This is a genomic window from Paenibacillus lutrae (assembly GCF_009757775.1).
GTDB lineage: Bacteria > Bacillota > Bacilli > Paenibacillales > NBRC-103111 > Paenibacillus_F > Paenibacillus_F lutrae.
In genome coordinates this window covers 1-23126 of sequence record NZ_RHLK01000007.1, presented here as the reverse complement: position 1 = coordinate 23126, position 23126 = coordinate 1, and the positions used below count along the sequence as shown (strand labels likewise).

Here is a 23126-nt window from a genome sequence, read left to right as displayed (position 1 = left end):
GGATGGAAGAACCTGATATGAATACAACTGCCAAACTTACACAACGTTCTTTATCCAGAATTCTTATGAAAAGCAGCAGTTTATCGTTCGCCGTTAATATCGGCGGTATTGGCCTGGCGCTGCTGATGCAGGTACTGCTGGCCAGGCAGCTGGGAGCCGTAAGCTACGGATACTACTCATTCGTGACTACGGTCGTGACCTTCCTGGTCTTCCCGGCCAAGCTCGGATTCGATACGGCGATCGTCCGCTTCGTCTCCTCGTACCGGGCGCATGAGCGCTGGAGTGAAGTGAAGGGCCTGCTTCAGCGGGCGAATCAGATTACGATGGCGTTATCTCTTGCCATAACGGCTGTTTCTATGGTTGTGGTCCTGCTGATAAGCGATTCCATGAACCGTGAGCTGCTCTTTACGTATATGGCCGGTCTGCTGGGCATTCCTGTCATGGCCCTGGCGCTTCTGCGGCAGAGCTCTCTGCAGGCGCTGAAACAAATGCTGCACGCGCAGCTGCCCGAGAAAATCATCCGCCCCGTCCTGTTCCTGGGGCTGCTTCTGGGATACAACCGGATTGCAGGCAGCCCGGCCGGGGCAGGGGAAGCTATGCTGATCTTCCTGGCCGCCATTGCCGTCTCCTACGCTATCGGGGCACTCGTCTTGAAGCGTAAAATGCCGCCACAAGTCCAAGCTGCCGGGACAGCTTACAACACACGGGAATGGATGAACGTTTCCATGTCGCTGATGTTCGTATCGGGCATGTATCTGGTGCTCGGACAGCTGAATATACTTATGCTCGGCTGGATGGACGGAACGACGGAAGCGGGAATATACAGCGCTGCTGTGCGGATTGCGACACTCGTTTCCTTCGGCCTGACCGCCATTAATATGACGGCTGCTCCCTTTATCTCGGAATGCTATGCGAGAAAAGACGACAGGCAGCTCCAGCAGGTGCTCAGCATCAGCAACTTGGCGGGTTTCCTGTTTGCCGGTGTGATCTACGCAGCGTTCCTGCTGCTGAATGACCCGATCCTTGGCCTCTTCGGAGAAGAATTCAAACAGGGATCGCTCGCGCTTCTTATTCTGTCGACAAGCCAGCTTGTCAGCGCGTTCAGCGGACAGACCGGGACCTTAATGACGATGACGGGACAGCAGCAAACGCTCGGCAAAATTTTGCTTATATCGGCCATTCTGAATGTGGTTCTCAATCTGGTGATGATTCCGGCTTATGGAATGGTGGGAGCCGCCGTCACGAATCTAATTTGTACGATTGTCTGGAAGACGGCGATGGTTGTCGTGATCCAAAGAAAGCTGAAGATCTCAATCGGCATGTTTGCATGGCTGAGCGCCAGAAGAAAGCGGGGGGATAGAACGTGAAACATATTTTACTAGCGGGTGTGCCCCATTCAACCAATTTGGGCGATGGTCTGATCGCGATGACGGTCAACCAGCTCATCCGCACATGCGGAGATTATACCATCACTAACTTTGACCTTACGGCAGGGTTATACAATGAACCGCAACTAACGACAGCCCGCAATGAGGGGAAAGTCTACAAACTGAATGAAGTCAGTGTGAAAAAAAAGCTGACGCCGGATTTTCTGCGGTACGTCAAGTCTTATTCCGTTCACAAGAAAAAAGATCGTGTGCTGAATGACCAGATCCGGCAGCTTGTAGCGGACTGTGATGCGGTGCTGATCGGGGGCGGACATCTATTCATCGACACGTACCTGTCGTTTCCGATTGCCATGCGCAGGCTTGTCATGGAAGTCCGCAGGCAGCGTAAACCGCTGCATATCGTTTTTGTCGGTATGAGGGGACCCTGGAGCTTCCTGGCCCGCAAATGGTTCACCGAAATTCTTCAATATGCCAAAACGATCTCCGTACGCGACGAAGATTCCCTGGCTTATCTGCTTTCGTTCGATGCGTCCCTTGCGCGCAAAGCAGTTGCCTTATCCGATCCGGCCTTGGTGACCCGGGAAGCATTCCCTGAACCGGCCGCCCGGTTCTCTGTTTCATCCCGGATGGCTGCGAAGCAGGGGGATTCATCCGCGCAGACGATCGGATTAGGGATCATGGACCCTAATGAGATGAGGCGGCATTCTCCCTTCCTGTGGGACCGGGATGACTGCGCCGACTGGTGGTACAAGCTGGCTCAGGGGATTGTGGAAGGAGGCGGACGCGTCCGTATCTTCACGAATGGGGCTGACACGGACAACGCCTTCGTCGAGCATTATATCAAGCCGAGGCTGGCAGCTGTCCGGGATGTGGAATTCGCTTCGTATCCGGCGGATGTAAGCGACCTTGTCGACAGCATCCGGGACTGCGATGCCGTCATTGCCCAGCGCCTGCACGCGTGCATCCCGGCGATTTCGTTCGGCAAACCGACGTACGGCATCGCCTGGGACAAGAAACTGGCGAGTATCTTTAAAGATCTGGGACTATCCCGGCATGTCGTCGATTTCCGCAGTGACCCCCGGTTCGTGCTGGCCCAGATGGCGCCGGACACCAGAAGCCAGGAAGGGGCAATCCGGATTGTGAACGATAAAAAAAGGGATCTCGTTGCCTATGTCGGGAGGATCTTGAATGAAGCCTAAAATCAAAATCCTTCATGTCGTCGGCAAAATGCATCCCGGCGGTATCGAAACCCTGCTGATGAACCTATACCGGACGATTGACCGGGACAAGTATGAATTCCACTTTGCCGTCCAGTTCGAAGAGAAGGGTTTCTACGATGATGAAATCGTGGAGCTGGGAGGGCGGATTTTCAGACAGCCTCATCCGAAGAAGGGGCTGAGAGCGTTCCGCAGAGCATTCTTGAACAATTTACAAGAACACGGCCCTTATCAGGCCGTCCACAGTCATATTTACCAGTTCAGCGGATATGTGCTGAAGCTGGCCGGAGAGATGAACGTGCCGGTGCGGATCAGCCACAGTCACAATACACACGACAGCAAGCAGGAATCCTGGCTGCGCAATCTCTACCGCAAATACATGCGGGGGCTTATCCGCAGCAATTCAACATCGATGCTCGGGTGTTCGCGTTCAGCCTGCGAGGCGCTGTTCGGCGCCGACTGCTGGCGGGACGAACGCGTAGTCGTCTTCCCGAATTCGATCCAGGTTCAGCCGTACAGCCAGCTGCATCCGGACCGGACCGATTACCGCAGGGCAATCGGTGTGACCGACCCGGATGTGCCGGTTATTGGACACATCGGCCGGTTCAGCGAGCAGAAGAACCATCCGTTCCTGCTGGATGCTTTTGCCGGCTACTTGAGAATCCGCCCCGAAGCGCAGCTCGTGCTGATTGGTGACGGCCCCCTGCGCAGCAGAATGGAAGACCGCATCCGTGAGCTTGGCATCTCAGGCAGCGTGAAGCTGCTCGGGGTCCGCAAGGACATACCGGAACTCATCGGTGCATTCGATCTGTTCCTGCTGCCTTCGCTGTATGAGGGACTCGGCATTGTCGTGATCGAAGCCCAGGCTGCGGGGGTCCCCTGTCTGATCTCGGATCAGGTGCCGGAAGAGGCCGACCTGAAGCTCGGGCTGGTCAGCCGGCTGCCTCTGCAGGCGGATGCGGGTGAGTGGGCGGCTCAGATGGGCAGCATGACCGGAGCCGCAAGACTGGACTGGCCGGCACGGCTGGAGGCGCTGCAGCAGTACGGCTACGATATCCGCACCAGTGTGCAGAGGCTGGAGCGGATGTACGCTGCGACATAAGGCCGCCGCAAAGAGACTGCCGGCGGGCGCGCCTCCCCTCCGGAACCTGTTTCTGATCAGTTACGTCCTGCTGATGCTCCTGACAGCCAAAGGAGCTTTTCTGATCGACGAACGAATCGGGATCGTGTTCTTTTTCATCTTACTGCTGCCGCTCTTCTGCATGCTCAAATGGCCGGATCAGCCTTTCTTGCTGTATGTGGGATTCAGTGCCATGCTGATCGGCAAATTCGTCTACGCCGTCTCATCGACACCTTTAAAAGGACCCGATGAGAACAACTATTACGCGCAGGTGCAGTCGTATTTGGGATTAGGCGATTTTCTCAGCTACGCCGGTGAGCATATTTCCACTTATTTGTTTAATTCATCGGCGTATCCGATCTTCGGCCTGATGTATATGCCTTTTTATAAACTGCTGAACGTGTCCGACCCGCTTGTCATCATTACTTACAATTCAATCATGCTGATTTGGATCGCGTACATGCTGTATGCACTGAACAAGGCTTATTTCGGATTCGAGCTGGTGAACCGCCGTCTATACGAAGGATGGATCATTCTGGGCTTGTTCCTGAGCCCGTCCTTTATGATGATGTCTTCCCTTTTTGCCAAAGATGTCACTTGTGTAGCACTGGGCCTTTACTGCACCTACCTGCTGATGAGACGCAAGTATTTCTGGTTCCTGATTGTGATGCTCTATGCCACCGGCCTCCGGGACTACGCCATTGTGTACACGCTTTGCTTTTATCTGCTGTTCACCCGCCGGTTTAAGATTGCGCTCAGTATGCTCTTGGTTTCGGCGGGCGTGCTCGCGGTCAAAATCGGCGGACTCGGCCTTGTTAACGCTTTTCTGCTGACGGTCTTTCTGTTTATGAGTCCGAATCCGATCAACTTTGAGAATTGGGAGCCTCATGTATTTTACCGTTCGCTGGAAGCAGTTTCCATGCTGGTCGCGCTCGTGCTGGCCGTGTTCATGTACATCCGGTATAAGGAGACGAGGCGGTTCTACCTGCTCTGTATAGTGCTGCTGCTGGCTTACGCCTGCACCCTCGTACTGGTCGGTTACATGACCGTAACCGGACGGAATCTGGATTATGGACTGGGAACAATCGGAGACAATATGGTTCGCAAAAAACTTCCGATTCTTCCTTTGCTGTACATGTTTCAAGCCTATACGGCCTGTTACACGGTACTATGGCTGGCAACGATTCGCAATAAAAGGAGAGGTCGACATGAGAGGCCGAGACCGGTTTCACAAATTCAAGGCGGTGCTAATCATCGCCATCCGCATCCTTCGTCTCTTCCCGAAGCCGGCGCTTAAATACGCCTGGACCTTGACGGATTGGCTGCCGGATATCGTAGGGGTAGCGCTCAGATACTGCCTGCTGAAATGTCTGATACCCGGCTGCGGGGATAACGTATTCGTCGGACGTTCGGTTGAAATTAAATATTGGGAACGGCTGTATATCGGAAGCAATGTAAGTATTCACAAGCAGTGTTATCTCGACGCATGCGGAGAGATTCGGATCGATGACGATGTGTCCATCGCGCACCAGAGTTCGCTGATTTCTTTCCAGCATTCCTGGGAAGATGAGGCGCAGCCCATCCGTGACAATCCGGTTGTATGTGCCCGCATTCACGTGCACAGCGACGTCTGGATCGGCTGCGGATGCCGTATCTTGGCAGGCGCAAGTATCGGAAGCCGCTCGATTATCGCAGCGGGGGCCGTGGTTACCAAGCCGGTTCCCGGCTATACGATAGCGGCAGGTGTACCGGCCAAAATCATCAAGTCAATCAGAAAAGAGGGACCTTATGAACGTTCTGTGGGCTCATGATCATATGTTTTACTTTACGGATTCGGGGAAATATTACTCGGGCGGCAAGCTTCCTTACGCCGTGTGGGAGAGGTATCTGTCCGTGTTCGACTCCCTGACGGTCGTGTCCCGGGGCAAGAAAATATCCGCTGCAAGCGACCTGGACAAGAAGAGCTTGTCGAGCGGCAAGAATGTTAATTTCATCGTGCTGCCTTCCCTGAGCAATCCGGTGAACAAAATTACGAAGAAGGGGTATGTGGAGCGGCTTCTGACGGAAGCCATTATGAAATCCGATGCGGTTATTGCACGGCTTCCGAGCGAGATCGGCTCCGAGGCGGTTGCCATCGCCAAGAAGCTCGGTAAGCCCTTCGCCGTTGAAGTAGTGGCTTGCGCTTGGGACGGCCTCTGGAATTACGGAAGTATGCAGGGGAAACTGTATGCGCCCATCGCCACCTGGAAGACGAAGACCGATGTCAAAGAAGCGCCTTACGCGATCTATGTCACCGAGCAGTTTCTTCAGAAACGATATCCATGTCCGGGCGGACGCACCCAATCCTGTTCCAATGTGGAATTGCCTGAAATGGGCGAGGACGTGCTTGCCGGCCGGCTGGAACGAATCCGGAGCATGGCAACACCCGTGACGATCGGGTTAATCGGTTCCCTGAACGGGCGTGCCAAAGGGATAGATGTAGCTTTGGAAGCCTTGTCCAAAATTAAAAATCAAATACCGCCGTTTAAGTTCCGCATTCTGGGAGACGGCGACAAGTCCCGCTGGGAAGCAATGGCTGACAGCCTCGGGCTCAAAGAGAACGTGGAATTCTGCGGAATCCTTCCCAGCGGGAAAGCCGTATTCGAGTGGCTCGATAAGATCGACATTTACATCCAGCCGAGCTTCCAGGAGGGGTTGCCACGCGCAACGATTGAAGCGATGGGCCGGGGCTGTCCAGTGATCGGCTCAACCGCAGGCGGCATCCCGGAGCTGCTTGATCCCGGCTGTCTGTTCAAGCCGGGCAACGATAAGCAGCTGGCTGAGCTTCTGACCGGCACCATCATTAACCGGGACTGGATGCTGGAGCAGGCAAGCCGCAACTTCGCCCGGGCGGGCAGCTTTACCAAGACGAAGCTGGACCGGAGCCGGAGCGAGTTCTGGGAGTCTTTTCACCAATATGTTAAGCAGGGGAGTGTAAGCGTATGACCATTCTTGTGACCGGCTCTGCCGGATTTATCGGTTTTCATTTGGCTGCAAGACTGCTTGAGAGCGGGGCTGAGGTGGTCGGTTACGACAACCTGAACGACTATTATGACGTGACGCTTAAAGAGGACAGACTAAAGCGGCTCCAACAATATCCGAATTATCATCATTACACGGCCGACCTATGCGACCATGAGCAGCTTGACAAAGTATTTGCCGGTCATGGCATCCGGATTGTCGTTAATCTGGCGGCGCAGGCGGGTGTCAGATACAGTCTGGAAAATCCGAGAGCGTATGCGGATTCGAACTTAACGGGCTTCCTGAACATTCTGGAAGCATGCCGTACTTACAAAATTGACCATCTCGTTTTTGCTTCTTCGAGCTCCGTGTACGGTGCGAACACCAAGATGCCGTTTGCGGCAGAAGACAACGTGGATCATCCGGTCAGTCTCTATGCGGCCACGAAGAAAGCGAATGAACTGATGGCGCATTCCTATAGTCATTTGTACGGCTTGCCGGTTACGGGCCTCAGATTCTTTACGGTATACGGGCCTTGGGGCCGTCCGGATATGGCGTACTTCTCTTTTACCCGGAATATTCTGGAGGGCAATACGATTCAAGTCTTCAACGAAGGACGCATGCAGCGCGACTTCACCTATATCGACGACATCGTCGAAGGCATCGTCAGATTGCTGGACAAGCCACCGGCAGCCAATGCGGACTGGGACCGCGAGAACCCGGATCCGGGAACGAGCTACGCTCCCTACAAAATTTACAACATCGGCAACAATTCGCCTGTGCCTCTGATGACGTTTATCCAGACGCTGGAAAAAAGTCTGGGACGCCAAGCGAACATCGAGTACAAGCCGATGCAGCCGGGTGATGTGAAGGCGACTTACGCCAATATTGACGATCTGCAGCGGGATGTGGGCTTCCGTCCATCCACGAGCATCGAAGAAGGATTGGGCAAATTCGCGGACTGGTATGTGAGCTACTATGGCTCAGACAGTCCTTCATAATCCCGGAAGACGAAATTCGAAGAACCCAGCTTGCATACATCCAGATGGAGAAAGGAGGGCTTCGTTTTGAGCAAAATTGCGCATATATGCACGTCAGGAATTTCGCATAAAATTTTGGCGGATAAAATGGCGGTTCTGAAAGAGGCGGGTCACGAAGTCCATATCATCTCGTCGCCGGAAGGATACGATGAACAGTCGATGAAAGGTTACGGGCTCGGCCTCCGCTTTATTAACATGAACCGCAAGATCCGCCCGGCCCAGGATTTCAGATCGATTCTCGCCATGCGCCGCCTCATTAAGCAGGAGGGCTACGATATCGTGCATACCCACACTGCCAAAGCGGGCATCATCGGCCGGATAGGCGCATGGCTTGCCGGTACGCCCGTTATTATGCACACGAGTCACGGACTGCCCTTCTATGAGGGACAGGCGGCCGGTGTTTACCGCATTTACCGGACGCTGGAGACAATCGGAACTTACTTCTGCGATGCTCTTGCCTCCCAGAATCATGAAGATATCGGGAAGCTGCAGGATCTCAATCGGCATAAGGTCGTGTATTACGAAGGCAACGGCGTTGACCTGGCGAAACTGGACGGGGCTGCTGCGAAGGTGACTCCGGCCGATCTTCTAGAGCTTAAGCGCATTTACGGTATCCCGGAGCATAAGACGGTTCTCCTGATGGGAGCCAGATTAGAGCCCGTCAAGGACCCTAACTTCCTGCTCGAAGCACTGGCCTTGCTCAAGAAGCGGGGAAATGAAGATTTCATCTGCCTGATGGCAGGCAAAGGACCCCTCGAGAAGGAAATTCTGGCCCGGATTAAAGAGCTGGATTTGCAGAAAGAGGTGCTTCTGATCGGGCACCGTCCGGATCTGTACTCCTTCCTCAAGATGGCGGATATCGTTACTCTCACTTCGGAAAAAGAAGGCATCCCGCGTTTTCTGATGGAAGCTATGGCCTTCTCCAAACCAGTCGTGGCAAGTGATGTCCTCGGCACGAGAGAACTTGTGAAGCATAACGAAACCGGGTTGCTGGTTCCTTACAAGAGTACGGCTGCACTGGCGGACGCTTATGCTGCGCTTCTGGCGGACGACAGACTGCGCAGAACTCTCGGTGACGGGGGGCGCAGAAGAATAGAGGCCGAGTTCACGGAACAGCACGTGGTCGGCCGTCTCCAAAGAATGTACGGCGAGCTGCGTGCGGGACGCTGCGGGAGGTCGCGGTTAGGGGGCTGGATGCAGCGCGCCGGGCAGCGGACGGCAGATCTTGCCATCGCGCTTCCACTCGCGCTTCTGCTGCTGCCGGTTTATGCACTGGTCGCACTGCTTGTCCGGCTTAAGCTGGGCTCGCCCGTCTTGTTCAAGCAGAAGCGGCCCGGTAAGCTCGGCAAAGCTTTCCATGTGTACAAATTCCGGACAATGACAGACAAGCGGGACCGTTCGGGAAATTTATTTCCCGATGAGGTGAGGCTGACTGCTTTCGGCAAGCTGCTGCGAAAACTGAGCCTGGACGAAATTCCCCAGCTGCTCAATGTGATCAAAGGGGACATGAGTCTGGTCGGCCCACGCCCGCTGTTGATGGAATATCTGGAGCTGTATACGGATGAGCAGAAACGCCGTCACTGGGTTCGTCCCGGGATAACGGGGTGGGCGCAGGTCAACGGACGCAATGCGATTTCGTGGGAAGAGAAATTCAAACTCGATGTGTGGTATGTAGATAACCGCTCACTGAAGCTGTATGCGAAGATCTTGATGCTTACGGCCGTCAAGGTAGTCCGCAAAGAAGGCGTGTCCCAGGAAGGTCAGGCTACGACGACCAAATATACCGGCAATGCGAGTACCGGATACGGAAGCACGCCATGAGGCGTCTCATCCTGATCGGTGACGGCGGACATGCCAAGGTCGTCCGCGATGTGGCGCTTAGCGAGCACCGCTATGAACTGACCGCCGTCCTCGACGACCGCTACGAGGAAGCCGGGCCGGGTACGGACGGCCTGCTGCGGGGGCCGGTTAAACTGGCCCGGCACATGCTCCGGGAAGACGACGGCATGGATGTCTTCGTCGCCATCGGCAGCAACACCATCCGCCGGAAGGTGGCGGAGGCGCTGCAGGCAGCGCCCGAACGCTTCGCGCTGCTGATCCACCCCCGTGCGGTCGTGAGCACGGAGGCGAGACTTGCGCCCGGCACGGTCGTTATGCCGGGCGCGGTCATTAATGCCGGAGCGAGCATCGGCGCGCACGGCATTGTGAATACGTGCGCCATCGTGGAGCACGACTGCGTCGTGGGCAGCTATGCGCATTTGTCGCCCGGCAGTGCGCTCGCCGGCGGCGTCACGGTGTATGAAGGCGCCCACGTGGGCATCGGCGCAGCCGTCATCCAGGGGCTCTCCATCGGCGCCTGGAGCCTGCTTGGCGCCGGAGCCGTGGCGGTGCGCGACATCCCGGGCCGCTGCACGGCGGTAGGTGTGCCGGCCGTGGTGATCAAGGGACGGAACGATTGAGCGGCAAATCGACTAAGTGACTAAGCAACTGAGTGACAGGGCGAGTAACAAACGATTTTATTAGAGGCTGTTCATACGACTGAGCGAGCACGTGCTTAAACGGGGATTAACGGGTGAATCCCGCAGTTCCTGCCTGCCGCTGCAAACCAGATAAATGACACTCGTTACATAACAAAGGGAGGCTTGACATGGCCATTCAACTCGATAATCAACATCCGCTGCACAGCAGTACGGTAACCAGGGAGCTCGATCAACCGAATCCAACTGAGCCTAGGCCGCAAGGCATCCGCAGCCGGATCCTGTTATCCCCTCCCCATATCGGAGCGGAAGAGCAAATTTTCGTCCGGGAGGCGTTCGAGACGAACTGGATCGCTCCGCTCGGACCGAACGTCGACGCTTTTGAGGCGGAGCTGGCGGATTATGTGGGCACGCAGGGCGCGGTTGCGCTCAGCTCCGGCACGGCCGCCATCCATCAGGCGCTGCGCCTGCTCGGTGTCGGTCCCGGCGACCGGGTGCTCTGCTCGTCGCTGACGTTCGTCGCGAGCGTCAACCCGATCGTCTACCAAGGCGCGGAGCCTGTACTCATCGACTCGGATGAAGCGACATGGAACATGTCTTCCGCCGCATTAGAGCGGGCTTTGGCCGATATGAAGCGGGAGGGGCGCCTTCCCAAAGCGGCCATTATCGTGAACCTGTACGGACAGAGCGCGGACATGCTGCCCCTGCTCGAACTGCTGGATGCCTACGGGGTGCCGGTTGTGGAAGATGCAGCCGAATCACTCGGGGCCACCTGCGATGGCAGGGCAAGCGGCACACTTGGCCGGTTCGGTGTCTATTCGTTCAACGGCAACAAGATTATTACAACTTCGGGAGGCGGCATGCTCGTCTCCAATGATACGGAAGCGCTGGAGAAAGCGCGCTTCTGGGCTACCCAGGCACGGGACGCGGCCCCTCATTACGAGCACAGCGAGCTCGGCTACAATTACCGGCTGAGCAATATTCTCGCCGGTGTAGGCCGGGGCCAGCTGCGGGTGCTGGATGAGCGCGTGAACGCGCGCCGGGCTGTCTTCGAGCGCTACGAGCGCGCGCTTGGCGGCATCGAAGGCGTGGCCTTCATGCCGGAAGCGCCTTACGGGCGCTCGACCCGCTGGCTGACGGCGCTCACGGTCGACTTTGCCCAGGCAGGCGTGTCGACGCAGGATCTCATCGCGAGGCTGTCAGCCGAGAATATCGAATCCCGTCCGGTATGGAAGCCGATGCACCTGCAGCCTCTGTACCGTCACTGCGATTATTATCCGCATGACGAAGAGGGCGCAAGCGTGTCTGAGCGTTTGTTCGCTCAAGGGCTGTGCCTCCCATCGGGCTCCAGCCTGACGCAGCAGGAACAGAATCTTGTGATTGATATACTGAAGGACGCTTTGAAGAAGTAACGACAACTAAGGAGGGATGAATCATGAAAGTACGTAAAGCGATAATTCCGGCGGCAGGTCTCGGGACCCGTTTCTTGCCCGCTACGAAGGCCCAACCGAAGGAAATGCTCCCGATCGTTGATAAACCGACCATCCAGTACATTATTGAAGAAGCGATTGCGTCCGGCATTGAAGACATTCTGATTATTAGCGGGCGCGGCAAACGTGCGATTGAAGATCATTTCGACAAGTCGTTCGAACTCGAAGAAACGCTGGACAAGAAAGGGAAGCATGAGGAACTGAAACAGATTCAGGCGATCTCCGATATGGCGAACATTCATTACATCCGGCAAAAAGAACCGAAAGGTCTCGGACACGCCATCTGGTGCGCCCGCAGTTTCGTCGGCAATGAGCCGTTTGCCGTTCTTCTCGGTGACGATATCGTGCAGTCGGAAGAACCGTGCCTGAAGCAGCTGCTGCGCATTCATTCCCGCTATTCATCATCCGTTGTCGGAGTGCAGCGCGTCAGTGATGAGGATGTATCGAAGTACGGTGTTATTGCCCCGAGAGGTTCATCGATCGAACCGGATGTCTTCTTCCTGGAGACACTGGTGGAGAAACCGTCACGCAAAGCGGCGCCGTCGAACCATGCGATCATGGGACGCTACGTGCTGACGCCGGAAATTTTTGAAATTCTGGAGAATCAGGCACCCGGAGCGGGGGGAGAAATCCAGCTGACCGATGCAATCCGCAAGCTTAACGAGCAGAAGCCAGTCGTGGCTTATAATTTCTCCGGAGTCCGGTACGATGTCGGCGACAAGTTCGGTTTTATCAAAGCGACACTGGATTTTGCCCTGCAGAGAGAAGACCTCAAACAGGATTTGCTTGGCTATATTCAATCCGTTCACGAGCAGTATGCTGCGGTTCACAATACGATTAATAAGGTGGCGAAATAGATGGAAAAAATTACGGTTGTGGGTAGTGGTTATGTCGGTCTCGTGTCGGGTACTTGTTTTGCCGATATCGGCAACCGGGTCATCTGCTGTGACGTGGATCCATTCAAGATTGCCATGCTCCGCAAAGGTGAAATTCCGATTTATGAGCCGGGTCTCAAAGAATTGGTCGAGAAAAATATCGAAGCCGAGCGCTTGTTCTTCACCTCCGAAATCGGGGATGCCATTGAAGCGTCGGATATCATTTATATAGCGGTCGGGACTCCTATGGGAGAAAGCGGTGAAGCCGACATGCGCTATGTGCATGAGGTTGCGCGGACCATCGGTCAGCATTTGAACCGTTACAAAATTATCGTAAACAAAAGCACTGTGCCTGTAGGAACAGGGAGAGCGGTCGAACAAATTATTAAAGAAAACCGCAAAAACCGGTTTGTGAAATTCGACGTCGTTTCGAACCCGGAATTTCTGCGGGAAGGCTCGGCTATCGAAGATTGCATGAACATGGAGCGGGCGGTAATCGGTGCGACAAGCGACGAGGCAGCCAAAAGAATCGCGGAGCTGCACGCGCCGTTCCGTACCCGTATTTTCCAGACCAATCTCGAAAGCGCGGAAATGATCAAATATGCGGCCAACGCCTTCCTGGCGACCAAAATATCGTTTATCAACGGAATCGCTAACGTGTGTGAGCGTGTAGGGGCCGATGTAACCGCGGTTTCCGCCGGAATGGGCCTTGACAGCCGGATCGGGGGCAAGTTCCTCCAGGCCGGTATCGGTTATGGGGGAAGCTGCTTCCCTAAAGATACGTTCGCGCTGTCTTACATTGCCGAGGAGGCGGGATTTGATTTCAATCTGCTGAAATCCGTGATTACGGCAAATGACGAACAGCGTTTTGTCGTCGTGAACAAGCTGAGAGAAGCGCTTGGAAGCCTGCAAGGGAAGCGGATCGGTGTGCTGGGTCTTTCTTTTAAACCGAACACGGACGATATGCGCTATGCGCCTTCTCTTACGATCATTCCGGAACTCGTCAATCAGGGAGCATCCGTGCGCGCCTTTGATCCAATCGCGAGACAGGCCGCCCGCAATCAAATTGCGGAATATTACGAGGATTTCGGCAGCATAGAGGAAACGTTGGAGGATTGCGACGCCTGCCTGATTCTAACAGAGTGGAGTGAAATCGTAGAGATGGATCTGACCCGTGTCAAAGAACTGCTGAAAGCACCGGTCATGGTCGATGGACGCAACTGCTTCACGACTCAGAAGATGGCGGACGAAGGCTTCAACTATTACTCGGTCGGCCGTCCGGCTGTTACGGTGGGAAGCATCCATGCCGTGGAATCTCAAACCCTTTCTCTATAAGGGGATCTGGCTCTTGCCTGTATTGCTGTGGACGCTGCTCGTCTTCGATTTGTCCCAACAAACGTTCCGCGAGCAGAGCATACAGCCTTTTCTGCATAAACTTGTCCCAAAGGAGGAGATCCATGCTTATATACCGGATGTAACGGTTCGTTATAGCCGGGCTGTGATTGATTCGCAGTCGGAACCGTACCGGTTCGTTGAATTTTTATTCCGCAAAACGGCGCATTTGGTTGTCTACGCGGTGTTGGCCTTGTTTGCTTATGCGGCCCTTTATCCACATGGGATGAAGAGGCCGTGTATGTTCATCATCTCTCTGCTGTATGTTACGGCCATCGCGCTTTGCGATGAATGGGTGCAATCGGCTGCAGCAATGCGTACCAGCGCAATACAGGATGTCGTTCTCGATACAGCAGGCGGCATAGTGGGGCTTGGGGCAGCCGTATGGGTAGTACCATGGGGGAGCCGGTTCGTACGCAGACGATTCTCGTCCAGGAGGTGGAATGCCGACTTATGAGCAGAACGTACCGCATTGTACTGTGGACATGCCTTAGCTTACTTGTTCTCGTAGTGGCCGGGCGAATAGCCGTGGACCGGATCTCGGAGCAGGTGCTGCGCTCTGCTGTTTCGGAGGCGCTGGAAACTTCAAATGCCCGGCAAGCGGAGAAGGAAGGTGCGTCGTCCGTTTCATCAGATCCGGGATCTTCCGCTTCGCAAATTCCGCCTGAGCATGGAGCTGAGGCTGCTGGTGATGCGCCGTCTTCACACGCTCCACCGATTACATCAGCCGATCCAGCAAGCCCGGCGAAAGATCGTGTGGACCAGAATGGAGCGCCGTCAGGGCAGACCCCACCGGCTTCGGCGTCCTCCCGTGAGGAGGACAAGGGGCGGTCAGCATCTTCAAGCGATTCCGGCAAAACGGCAGGAAGCGGCAGTGACCGCGCATCCATTTCCGCCGATCAGGCGGAGAAGGTGAGCGGGGAAATTTCCTGGACCGAGCGGGCGAAAGTAGTCTCCGTCATGGTGAAAAGGCTGAACCCAAGCGACATGAAGCAGTTAAGTCACTTGCTGAGAGATGGCGTGTCACGCGAAGAAAAGAAAAAGGCGAAGGAGATTATTCTGACCAAACTGTCTCAAGAAGAGTATGACGAGCTTATCGCCATTGCAAGCAAATATGGCCTTAGCAAGGGCAAAAGCTATCAGAAATCTCTTCAAGAGCAGAAACAGGAATAATTTGAAATCGTCCACAAATGGAGAGTGAAATGATGAAAATTCGGAATAAAGCACTTGCGGCAGTTCTGATTGTGGGCCTAATGTCTCCGGCGATTCCGTCCGGACAGGCCAGTGCCAAGCAAGTCGAAGCTTATGGGATTCGTGTCGATCTCGACCAGTTCGCTAATCATGTATGGGGATTTTTTAATGATTTCTTATTCCCCATTCTGAACGGGAATGGTCCGTCCGTTCCGGCACCGAAACCAACACCGACGCCGACAAAGCCGACACCTGCACCAACACCAACGCCGCCGGTACCTACGCCAACACCAACAAAGCCGACTCCGACCCCTGCTCCTGATAAGGAACCGGGACAAGGCTCTAATCAGCCGGGTAACGGTGGTCAACCGGGTGGCGGCACAGGCACCGGTGGCAAGGATCACAACAGCGGCGGCAATAACGGAAATGGCCAGGACAAGGACAAAGACAAAGGCAATAATGGAAATGGAAATGGAAATGGAAATGGAAATGGAAACGGAAACGGAAACGGCAACGGTAACAGTAACGGCAACGGCAACAACGGTAATAATGGCAACAACGGCAATGGCAATGGCAACAACAATGGTGCGGATCGTGATAAGCGGTATGATTCCATCAATAAAGAAACCGTACGCCAATTGCAGGCATTGAAATCCGCTTGCCAGAGAGATTTGATGGGCTATGCGTTCCAGTTTGCCGGGGCGCAAACCACCCATGAGAAGTCGACGCTTTATAAAGAAGCATCGGGACGATTTGCTCAGTGCGTATCCGACTTTAGAGATATAGTGAACAGCACGGAGAATGCGCTGCAGAGCGAGGGCTTCAGCACAGATATTCTGAAAGAGTACCAGCGTGAGTATGATAGCCAAATGGAGGCAGGCCGCATGTTGCTTGACTCTATTGTGAAGTAAGATTAGTGAGACCGGTAACGCTATACGCGTTGCCGGTTTTTTTGTTGTGGAGTTTATAACTGATAGGAGAGAGAGAGTATTGATCGAGATCTTGTTTCCGTACTCCACACATGTGGAGTGCGTCTCGCAGATGGTCTTAAAGAAAAAGCAGGCTCCCTATAACGTGATTTTGACATTTAGATCTCTCCAGTCAAGTTTATGTTTATAACCATACTTGACAGGGGAGATTGGGATTATACCTTCTGTTCTTCTAATTTGCCTTTTCATCAGCTTGAGGAAGGTCTAGTTGTTGTGGTGTTCTTGGCAGCTTTTCGCACATCGATATAGAGCTTGCCTCACTGTGAATTTTGAAACTTTGTTGGTCTTCGTTTTCAAGTTTAGCCCTCCTTTTCATATTGTGTTAGGGAAGATGGACTGTAAACACAAGAACGAAAAAAGGACCGGATATCCAATGTGCTATAGAGCACACAAGATAATCCGGTCCTCCCGCGATTTATCTACTGCTATAAATATTTATTTGATTAAGTTATGCAAACCTAGTATGTGGGGTGAAATCTTTCCCTAACTCTATTATATAACTTATGACGATTTGGATGTCAAACATAATGCGTACTATTTTATGTACTCAAGCTCTGCTTAGGCAGATCCTTCTTCATGTATGAATAGGTTTTTTAAAAGAATCTGGTCGAATACTAATGGTTGTTGTGAATTTCTGATTTTCATGAAGCTCTGTACGAATCTATATAGAATTATTCGATATGAAAAGGAGAATGTTAAAATATGGTACAATGGATGTAGAAAATTGTTCTGATGAAATTGTTTGGGGTTTGATAGATGGGACGAGAAGTACTATGGAGGTCGTTGATGATGAACGATTCTATTGTTATGTTTTGGAGACCAAGCATATTAGAAAAGTAAAATTCATCATTAATGCGTAAAAAAGTGTTTTAAAATAGACTATATCTTTTTTTTTGAGGAATTTCATTAATATAGGAATTAATTATTGACGTATCATAAGTAAGAGCGGTTCTGCTATGTGAAAATTTGATAGAGGGTGGAATTATGAGTTTATTAGATGCACACAAAGGATATGAATATCAAGATTTATTAACGGCGTATCATTTTATAAATATGTTATTAACTGATGATAGTCCCATATTCAAGGTTGATCAAAAGGAATCTGAAAATGATAAGTTTGATGATCTGACGATTATTACAAGTAATTCAATAATGAAGAGACAGGTTAAATATAGCGAAAGTAAAATATTTAAGAAAGCAGATTTGTCTTCTGAAAAATATGATTTAGCCCTAGATACATTATTTAGATCATGGCAAGAGTTGCCTCAAGACAAGAATATTGATATTAGGATTTGTTTAGCATGGGAACTACTTGAGGATTCTCAAGATCTTGATTTTTTGGTAGAGCAAGACATTATTAATATTTATCAAAGTAATGATGTTAAGATACTAAAAATTAATCTTGAGAAAATATGGCCTTCAGATGGAATTCCTAATTCGTCGTGGCGGCGATTAAGAGGGAAATCCACAGAGATTGATAGAAGGGAATTTGAGAACTTTATTAATGACTTAACTATTGAAGTGAATCTTCCGAAGTCAAGTACAGATTTTGCTAATCCCGGAGATTTAGAGAATTTGGTTATTAAGAGTCTGAGGCTCTTTGGTGTTGGAAAATTTCCCAATGACAAGAAGTCAGTAATTGATGTGGCCATGAATTTGATCTATATCATTAAAGGACTGCGTGCGAGAGGTGAAGTCATTGAACTAACTAAAGTGATTTTTGATCTCGGCCTGATGAAGAATTACGGAAACATCGAGCAGAGTTTTAAGATTGATAGAGAAATTAATGTACTGAATTCAACACATTATCATGATTTCAAGCAGTTCGTATTAATTAACAATAAAGTAGTTCTACTTGGGGAACCTGGATCAGGAAAGTCTTGGTTCATTCAAAACTTTATAGACTTTCTCGATGAACAAGACATTAAGGTTGTTCGGCATTATTGTTATACAGGGATTGATGACTTATATGAAAAAGAAAGAATAACTATAAATGTATTTTTAGCAAATTTGATTAATGACATTATTGAGCTATTTCCATACCTGGAGTCATGTAAGCCTTCCAAATATGGGGTGGATTTTGATGAATTACAGGTATTAATTAATCATATACAAGAAGAAGTAGTATTAATTGTCGATGGATTAGATCACATTGGTAGAATATATAATTTTCATAAAGAAATAATGAAACAAATTGACACTGAAATTGTGGAAGTAATCTCACGCTTGGTATTTCCTGACAACGTAAAAGTTGTTCTAGCATCTCAGCCAGTTACTGAGGTTATTAACTTTTGCGATCATGGCTTTAAGGAGTTTTCTGTAAAGCCATGGAATATTGGTGAAGTAAAAGAGTTTATAACTAATAATGGACTAACAGATGTTGAACTGGGTTACCACAGCAAGTTATCGGATTTATTGATTGAAAAAAGTTCAGGGAATCCACTTTATTTAACGTATTTGGTGAACGAATTATCTAAATACAGTCATGTTACGATAACAAGAGAATTGATTGAAGGATTCCCAGCTTATAATAACAATTTGGAAAATTACTATTTATTTTTAATGACAAAACTCTCTGAAAGTCAAAGGGTGCCACAAATCTTGGCTGGTTCTCCATTTCCATTAACAGAATCTGAACTTAAAGAGATTACTTATTTAGGTGCATATGTCTCTGAAAGTTTAGAGGTTATCAGAAGTATATTATCGTACAATCGTTGTTCTGGTGGTTACATAATTTATCATGAGAGTTTTAGGAGATATATTCTTGAATTACTAGAAAAAAATCAAGTTAGTATAGATAAAGCCATTTATTCATACTTAATAGACTGGTTAAAAGATAGAGGCTTCTATGAAGATAGAAAGTCGTATCTTAATTTACTTGTACTTCTCTTTGAGTCGAAACGATATGATGAAGTTCTAGAATACTGCAATAAGGAATTTGTTGTTGACAGCGTTATCTATGGTAATAACATTAATTCCCTAAAAGGCAATTTTGAGATTTTAATGAAGACTTCCTGCAAGGTTAAGGACTATGGTGCCGTAATTATATGTACTGAATTGAGCAATATGATTTACAGTCTAGAATATTCATTTGATGAAAATTCGCAGTATTATTATCATGCACTTGGCCTTATTAATGGATTCGAACAACTTAAATACATTTTAGTCTATGAAGGACGAAACGCACTAAGTTGCACTGAAGGATTAAAAGTTTGCTATCTCTGCTCTGTAAACAAAGTAATTCCTGAATGGGATGAGTATATCAAGTTATTCATAGAATCAAATAAATCAAATCAAGTAGAACGAAAGAGTCATGATGAGCGATTAGAAGAGTATAAATACTTTATTTGTGCATGTTTAGATACTGACCGAAACATGTTTGATAAGATTGAAAAAGCTGCAGTTGAAGGCGCGTATGATCACAGAGATGTAATAATTACTGAATATTCAAGAAGGGGACTAGTTGAAGAATTAAAAGAAATGGTAAATCAACTTCAAGAACAAGAACATTGGATAAAGAGTTTAGATGTATTTTTCGGTGAGTATGTCATTGACGAGCAATATCTTGATACTGCACTTGAAAAATTATTAAACTCAGATTCATACTCTGATGAGACTTTAATTGCGCTAGATTACTATTATAGTAACATTGAATGGATTATTACAAACCATTCAGATAAATTAATTGAGTTTGTTAAATCTGCTGAAAATAGAAACTGGTATTATAATTGGCTCATATTTGTGTATGAAGTGAGTAAAGTAATTGTTGAAATAGGGGAAACTGAGGCGATTGATGATTCTAGACTAATAGATGCATATTCGTGGTTGACCAAGGATATGGAATGCTTCAAAGGCGAGCCCCGTACTTGTGATTTGTACAAATATGAGACAATTATATTTAAGTCAATAGTATCCCCGCTTGAATTAGTCTCAAATGAATCTACATGGCGTACAATACTTGGTTTAATTGCTGAGATGTCAAGTAAAACTATGACTATGCTAAATGGTTCTACTGGTGGTCCATTACCAACATACAAACTCTTCGACCTGTTCTTAGAAATAGCAAATGATACAAACTGCGAAATTCTAACAGCAATATTTGAAGATAAAATAGGCGATGAGGATAAACGAAGATTTTATTCATACTTGGCTGATTATAATTTGAAACACGCGATTATCCTTGCGAAGAGTGGAAGGTTAGATAGAGCAAAAGTTGAATTCCGTAGAGGTGTAGAGTATTTATTGTCTTATTCATTTAGAAAGGATCGTACACTTAGTCGGCTGATCGATAGCGTAGAAAGCATTTATAAAATTGATGAGGAAATTGGTATTCAGAATATCTTAAGACTTAAGCCGCTGGCCGATGCTGTTGTATATCATACTGATGGTAGAAGTACAAAGACTTATCAAAAAGAGTGGTTCGAAGTTTTAGCTAGAACTAACAGAGACATTGCTCTAACACATCTGAGTTATGAACTATTAGACTCTCGAAACTATTGGATTTTGGAAGAAAGTTTAGATAGCCTTTTAGAAACTATGAATAGTGAAGTAGACCCAATGATAGAAAATGCTCTTTTCAGGACGAGACCTAATGAAGTGAGCTCGAGTACTATTCGTAGTTACTTAAACAACATACGTGTTCTAATTACCAATTCTCAAATGGAAATGGCTAGACTTTCCATAAGGGAATTACTGAATAGATATCCAAATGGAATCTATGAAGATGATTATGAGGAAATAGAAAGACTTTGCGATGATTTAAATGTAGAATTTAATTCTAAAGTTAAATTAGGTCGTACAAATATAAATTATGATAAAGGTAAAATAAATAAAATTAGTTACGATAAACATGTGAGGTATTCAAGTTTTGATGTAATGTCTCTTGAGGAAATACTTGAGTATATTGTTAACTTTGGATTAAAGGAAAGTGAAATTCAAGGACTTTATTTATACATGCAGTCGATTCATGAGTTAAACAAAGACTCAAAAATGTTTATTAGTAATCTAATAAAGCACACATATGATAGAAGGAGCGATGATAAAAATAGAGAAAGAATACTTAGAGTTATTGATGCTTTATCTTTAGATTCAGGAGTTATGGCTTATATTTATGTATCGATGTTTCTGAATCACAAAGATGGGTGGTATCATAGATTGACAGAAACAGCGTTTTATATTAAAGCAGTAGAATATGATAGAGAAGTTACTGAAGAGCATTTTTTTGAGTATTTCTATAATAATCTTTATTCGGTTGACTATAATCTGACAGTAGGAGATAAAATAATAAATGCATTAACGGCAATTGGATATGATGGTGAATTGATAATTCAGTATTGGGAGTCGTTGTTTGAGATAATAAATTTTAGACTTTCAGGACAATATGATTATAACTCTGAGGAAATAGTTAAAAAGTCTAAAGAACTCTCCTCTAAAGAAAAAGTAATGTTCCTATTACTTACTCGACTAAAATATGGCGAGGCAAATCGTTATAAGTGGATTATTTCTTCAATAGACAAATTGTTAGAGCAGCCAGAGTATCGTATATGTTTTATAAAATCTTTCAAGCATTATATTGAAAAAAAGGATCTGTTTATTGACTACTCATTAATTGTTTTATTGTGGCTTATTAGAAAGTGGTTTACTAAAGAAGAGTTGCATGAAAACACTTTACTAGATGAAATACTAAGTGTTTACCCCACTGATAATGGCACTGTAGACTACTTGATTAGGAATATTACTGGTCTGAAAAGTGAAAGAAATTATGAAGAGTATGTTCACTCATATGATGGTGGAGAAGACAAAATTAATTATTTCATAGGATTATTAATTAAGTCGGATAATAGGTTTGCTTTGATAAGAGATAGAGGCGTTGATATTGGTAATATTGCTAAGAATTATTTTCTTGAAATAACCGATAAGTATACACAAGAAAACCTTCAAGATATCATATACGACAGTTCATATAGCGTTCTTGTGCCAAATGTATATTTTTACGATATATTCATGAAACATATTAGTCGTGAAATAGAAGCGTTTATCAATGGATTCGTAGGACATCCATTCTATAGTATGATTGAAGAAGAAATGTATGAAATATTGATTGATGATATAGAGTATATAATTGCCAATTGCAATTCAATTATTCCTCGTCCATCGGATATTGCTACGCCTGAAGAAATTAACGACTCGATAAATGATGTAAATCCCCAAGAGTGGGTTACATTAGCATACTATGAACGTTGGTATAGTAAAAGAGAAAGGCATAAGAATAATTATGGAGAGAATACAGATTCAACAATCATCATTTCAGGTGTAGGATTTACAGATGAAGAGGATGTTGTTCCTTTACTGAAACTCAATAAAGAGTACAGGCTATATGATGAGAACTATGTACTTGGACAATTTGATGATCTGAGGAGAGTACCACTATTAATCGCTACCGATCTTAAGTTTCAGGAGGATATTTATTTAACATTTAGACCATATGATTATCTAAGTATTAGGGGAGAAGTTCTGAATATTCTCGGAATTAATATTACAGATAATGGTGAAGGAATAGTGGGTATAGATAGCAAAGGTGAAGTCGTGGTGAAGTATTCAAAGTGGGAAGTATGTTTTGATGATGTTGATACAGGCAGTTATCGAGTTCCTTATGTGATTGGTTCAGAAGTTAAAGTTAAAAGAGTTGTGTATGAAGAAATATGTAAGCTTTTTGGCAGAGAAGCAAAACGATTCACTGTGAGATTGGGAAAATAAAACTTTAAGAAGTTGATCTTATTAGAAGCAACTTATCGAGGAAAAACTCCTGCCTCAATCCATGTGGTCAAGACCCCTTTTAGTGGACATCAGAAAAAGCCTCAGGCAACAAGCTGGCTTCGGTACTCAACCGGAGTCAGCTTGTTTAGTTTACGTTGTGCCCGGTCTTCGTTGTAAAAATAAATGAATTC

The 23126-nt window shown here is 48.2% G+C and carries 17 protein-coding genes; 16 read left to right on the top strand and 1 reads right to left on the bottom strand.

From position 1 onward, the window contains the following. Positions 1-17: 17 nt before the first annotated feature. From EDM21_RS13310 to EDM21_RS13235, 16 genes are all read left to right on the top strand, one after another. Positions 18-1367 carry a flippase gene (locus tag EDM21_RS13310; RefSeq protein ID WP_157336210.1) on the top strand — a complete coding sequence of 450 codons (1350 nt, stop codon included), beginning with the start codon at positions 18-20 and terminating at the stop codon, positions 1365-1367. Further along, positions 1364-2587, top strand: a complete 1224-nt coding sequence (locus tag EDM21_RS13305; protein WP_166541993.1) for a polysaccharide pyruvyl transferase family protein — start codon at positions 1364-1366, stop codon at positions 2585-2587. Before EDM21_RS13310 ends, EDM21_RS13305 begins: the two co-directional genes overlap by 4 nt. Further along, positions 2577-3707: a glycosyltransferase family 1 protein gene (locus EDM21_RS13300; protein ID WP_157336209.1), complete on the top strand. Its 1131-nt coding sequence runs from the start codon at positions 2577-2579 to the stop codon at positions 3705-3707. Before EDM21_RS13305 ends, EDM21_RS13300 begins: the two co-directional genes overlap by 11 nt. Beyond that, positions 3670-5022 carry a hypothetical protein gene (locus EDM21_RS13295; protein WP_338043981.1) on the top strand — a complete coding sequence of 451 codons (1353 nt, stop codon included), beginning with the start codon at positions 3670-3672 and terminating at the stop codon, positions 5020-5022. Before EDM21_RS13300 ends, EDM21_RS13295 begins: the two co-directional genes overlap by 38 nt. After that, the gene (locus EDM21_RS13290; RefSeq protein ID WP_157336208.1) at positions 4934-5536 is read left to right on the top strand and encodes an acyltransferase; all 603 of its coding nucleotides are present in this window, start codon (positions 4934-4936) and stop codon (positions 5534-5536) included. The genes EDM21_RS13295 and EDM21_RS13290 overlap by 89 nt, the downstream gene beginning before the upstream one ends. Further along, positions 5514-6710: a glycosyltransferase gene (locus tag EDM21_RS13285; RefSeq protein ID WP_157336207.1), complete on the top strand. Its 1197-nt coding sequence runs from the start codon at positions 5514-5516 to the stop codon at positions 6708-6710. The genes EDM21_RS13290 and EDM21_RS13285 overlap by 23 nt, the downstream gene beginning before the upstream one ends. Then, the gene (locus tag EDM21_RS13280) at positions 6707-7726 is read left to right on the top strand and encodes an NAD-dependent epimerase (protein ID WP_157336206.1); all 1020 of its coding nucleotides are present in this window, start codon (positions 6707-6709) and stop codon (positions 7724-7726) included. Before EDM21_RS13285 ends, EDM21_RS13280 begins: the two co-directional genes overlap by 4 nt. 66 nt (positions 7727-7792) lie before the next feature. Then, positions 7793-9586: a sugar transferase gene (locus EDM21_RS25540; protein WP_420850660.1), complete on the top strand. Its 1794-nt coding sequence runs from the start codon at positions 7793-7795 to the stop codon at positions 9584-9586. Then, positions 9583-10224 carry an acetyltransferase gene (locus EDM21_RS13270; RefSeq protein WP_157336205.1) on the top strand — a complete coding sequence of 214 codons (642 nt, stop codon included), beginning with the start codon at positions 9583-9585 and terminating at the stop codon, positions 10222-10224. The genes EDM21_RS25540 and EDM21_RS13270 overlap by 4 nt, the downstream gene beginning before the upstream one ends. A gap of 188 nt (positions 10225-10412) precedes the next feature. Next, complete coding sequence (locus tag EDM21_RS13265; RefSeq protein ID WP_157336204.1) at positions 10413-11654, top strand: DegT/DnrJ/EryC1/StrS family aminotransferase; 1242 nt, start codon at positions 10413-10415, stop codon at positions 11652-11654. A 23-nt stretch (positions 11655-11677) separates the two neighbouring features. Beyond that, a complete protein-coding gene (gene galU / locus EDM21_RS13260; protein WP_068774101.1) occupies positions 11678-12589 on the top strand; it encodes a UTP--glucose-1-phosphate uridylyltransferase GalU in 912 nt (303 codons plus the stop codon). Further along, the gene (gene tuaD / locus EDM21_RS13255; protein WP_068774102.1) at positions 12590-13942 is read left to right on the top strand and encodes a UDP-glucose 6-dehydrogenase TuaD; all 1353 of its coding nucleotides are present in this window, start codon (positions 12590-12592) and stop codon (positions 13940-13942) included. It begins immediately after the preceding gene. A gap of 13 nt (positions 13943-13955) precedes the next feature. After that, a complete protein-coding gene (locus tag EDM21_RS13250; RefSeq protein ID WP_235918178.1) occupies positions 13956-14456 on the top strand; it encodes a VanZ family protein in 501 nt (166 codons plus the stop codon). Then, positions 14453-15172: a hypothetical protein gene (locus tag EDM21_RS13245; RefSeq protein ID WP_157336203.1), complete on the top strand. Its 720-nt coding sequence runs from the start codon at positions 14453-14455 to the stop codon at positions 15170-15172. Before EDM21_RS13250 ends, EDM21_RS13245 begins: the two co-directional genes overlap by 4 nt. A gap of 32 nt (positions 15173-15204) precedes the next feature. Beyond that, positions 15205-16101, top strand: a complete 897-nt coding sequence (locus tag EDM21_RS13240; protein WP_157336524.1) for a hypothetical protein — start codon at positions 15205-15207, stop codon at positions 16099-16101. A 1062-nt stretch (positions 16102-17163) separates the two neighbouring features. Continuing rightward, the gene (locus tag EDM21_RS13235; RefSeq protein WP_157336201.1) at positions 17164-22935 is read left to right on the top strand and encodes an NACHT domain-containing protein; all 5772 of its coding nucleotides are present in this window, start codon (positions 17164-17166) and stop codon (positions 22933-22935) included. A gap of 101 nt (positions 22936-23036) precedes the next feature. Here the strand turns inward: EDM21_RS13235 and EDM21_RS25535 are convergent, their stop codons facing one another. Then, positions 23037-23120: an IS3 family transposase gene (locus EDM21_RS25535; protein ID WP_338043979.1), complete on the bottom strand. Its 84-nt coding sequence runs from the start codon at positions 23118-23120 to the stop codon at positions 23037-23039. Positions 23121-23126: the final 6 nt, after the last annotated feature.

What these genes read in the sequence shown, in the direction of transcription:
- EDM21_RS13310 (WP_157336210.1), top strand. Translation starts at nt 18, where the DNA reads ATGAATACAACTGCCAAACTTACACAACGTTCTTTATCCAGAATTCTT.
- EDM21_RS13300 (WP_157336209.1), top strand. Translation starts at nt 2,577, where the DNA reads ATGAAGCCTAAAATCAAAATCCTTCATGTCGTCGGCAAAATGCATCCC.
- EDM21_RS13290 (WP_157336208.1), top strand. Translation starts at nt 4,934, where the DNA reads ATGAGAGGCCGAGACCGGTTTCACAAATTCAAGGCGGTGCTAATCATC.
- EDM21_RS13285 (WP_157336207.1), top strand. Translation starts at nt 5,514, where the DNA reads ATGAACGTTCTGTGGGCTCATGATCATATGTTTTACTTTACGGATTCG.
- EDM21_RS13280 (WP_157336206.1), top strand. Translation starts at nt 6,707, where the DNA reads ATGACCATTCTTGTGACCGGCTCTGCCGGATTTATCGGTTTTCATTTG.
- EDM21_RS13270 (WP_157336205.1), top strand. Translation starts at nt 9,583, where the DNA reads ATGAGGCGTCTCATCCTGATCGGTGACGGCGGACATGCCAAGGTCGTC.
- EDM21_RS13265 (WP_157336204.1), top strand. Translation starts at nt 10,413, where the DNA reads ATGGCCATTCAACTCGATAATCAACATCCGCTGCACAGCAGTACGGTA.
- galU (WP_068774101.1), top strand. Translation starts at nt 11,678, where the DNA reads ATGAAAGTACGTAAAGCGATAATTCCGGCGGCAGGTCTCGGGACCCGT.
- tuaD (WP_068774102.1), top strand. Translation starts at nt 12,590, where the DNA reads ATGGAAAAAATTACGGTTGTGGGTAGTGGTTATGTCGGTCTCGTGTCG.
- EDM21_RS13245 (WP_157336203.1), top strand. Translation starts at nt 14,453, where the DNA reads ATGAGCAGAACGTACCGCATTGTACTGTGGACATGCCTTAGCTTACTT.
- EDM21_RS13240 (WP_157336524.1), top strand. Translation starts at nt 15,205, where the DNA reads ATGAAAATTCGGAATAAAGCACTTGCGGCAGTTCTGATTGTGGGCCTA.
- EDM21_RS13235 (WP_157336201.1), top strand. Translation starts at nt 17,164, where the DNA reads ATGAGTTTATTAGATGCACACAAAGGATATGAATATCAAGATTTATTA.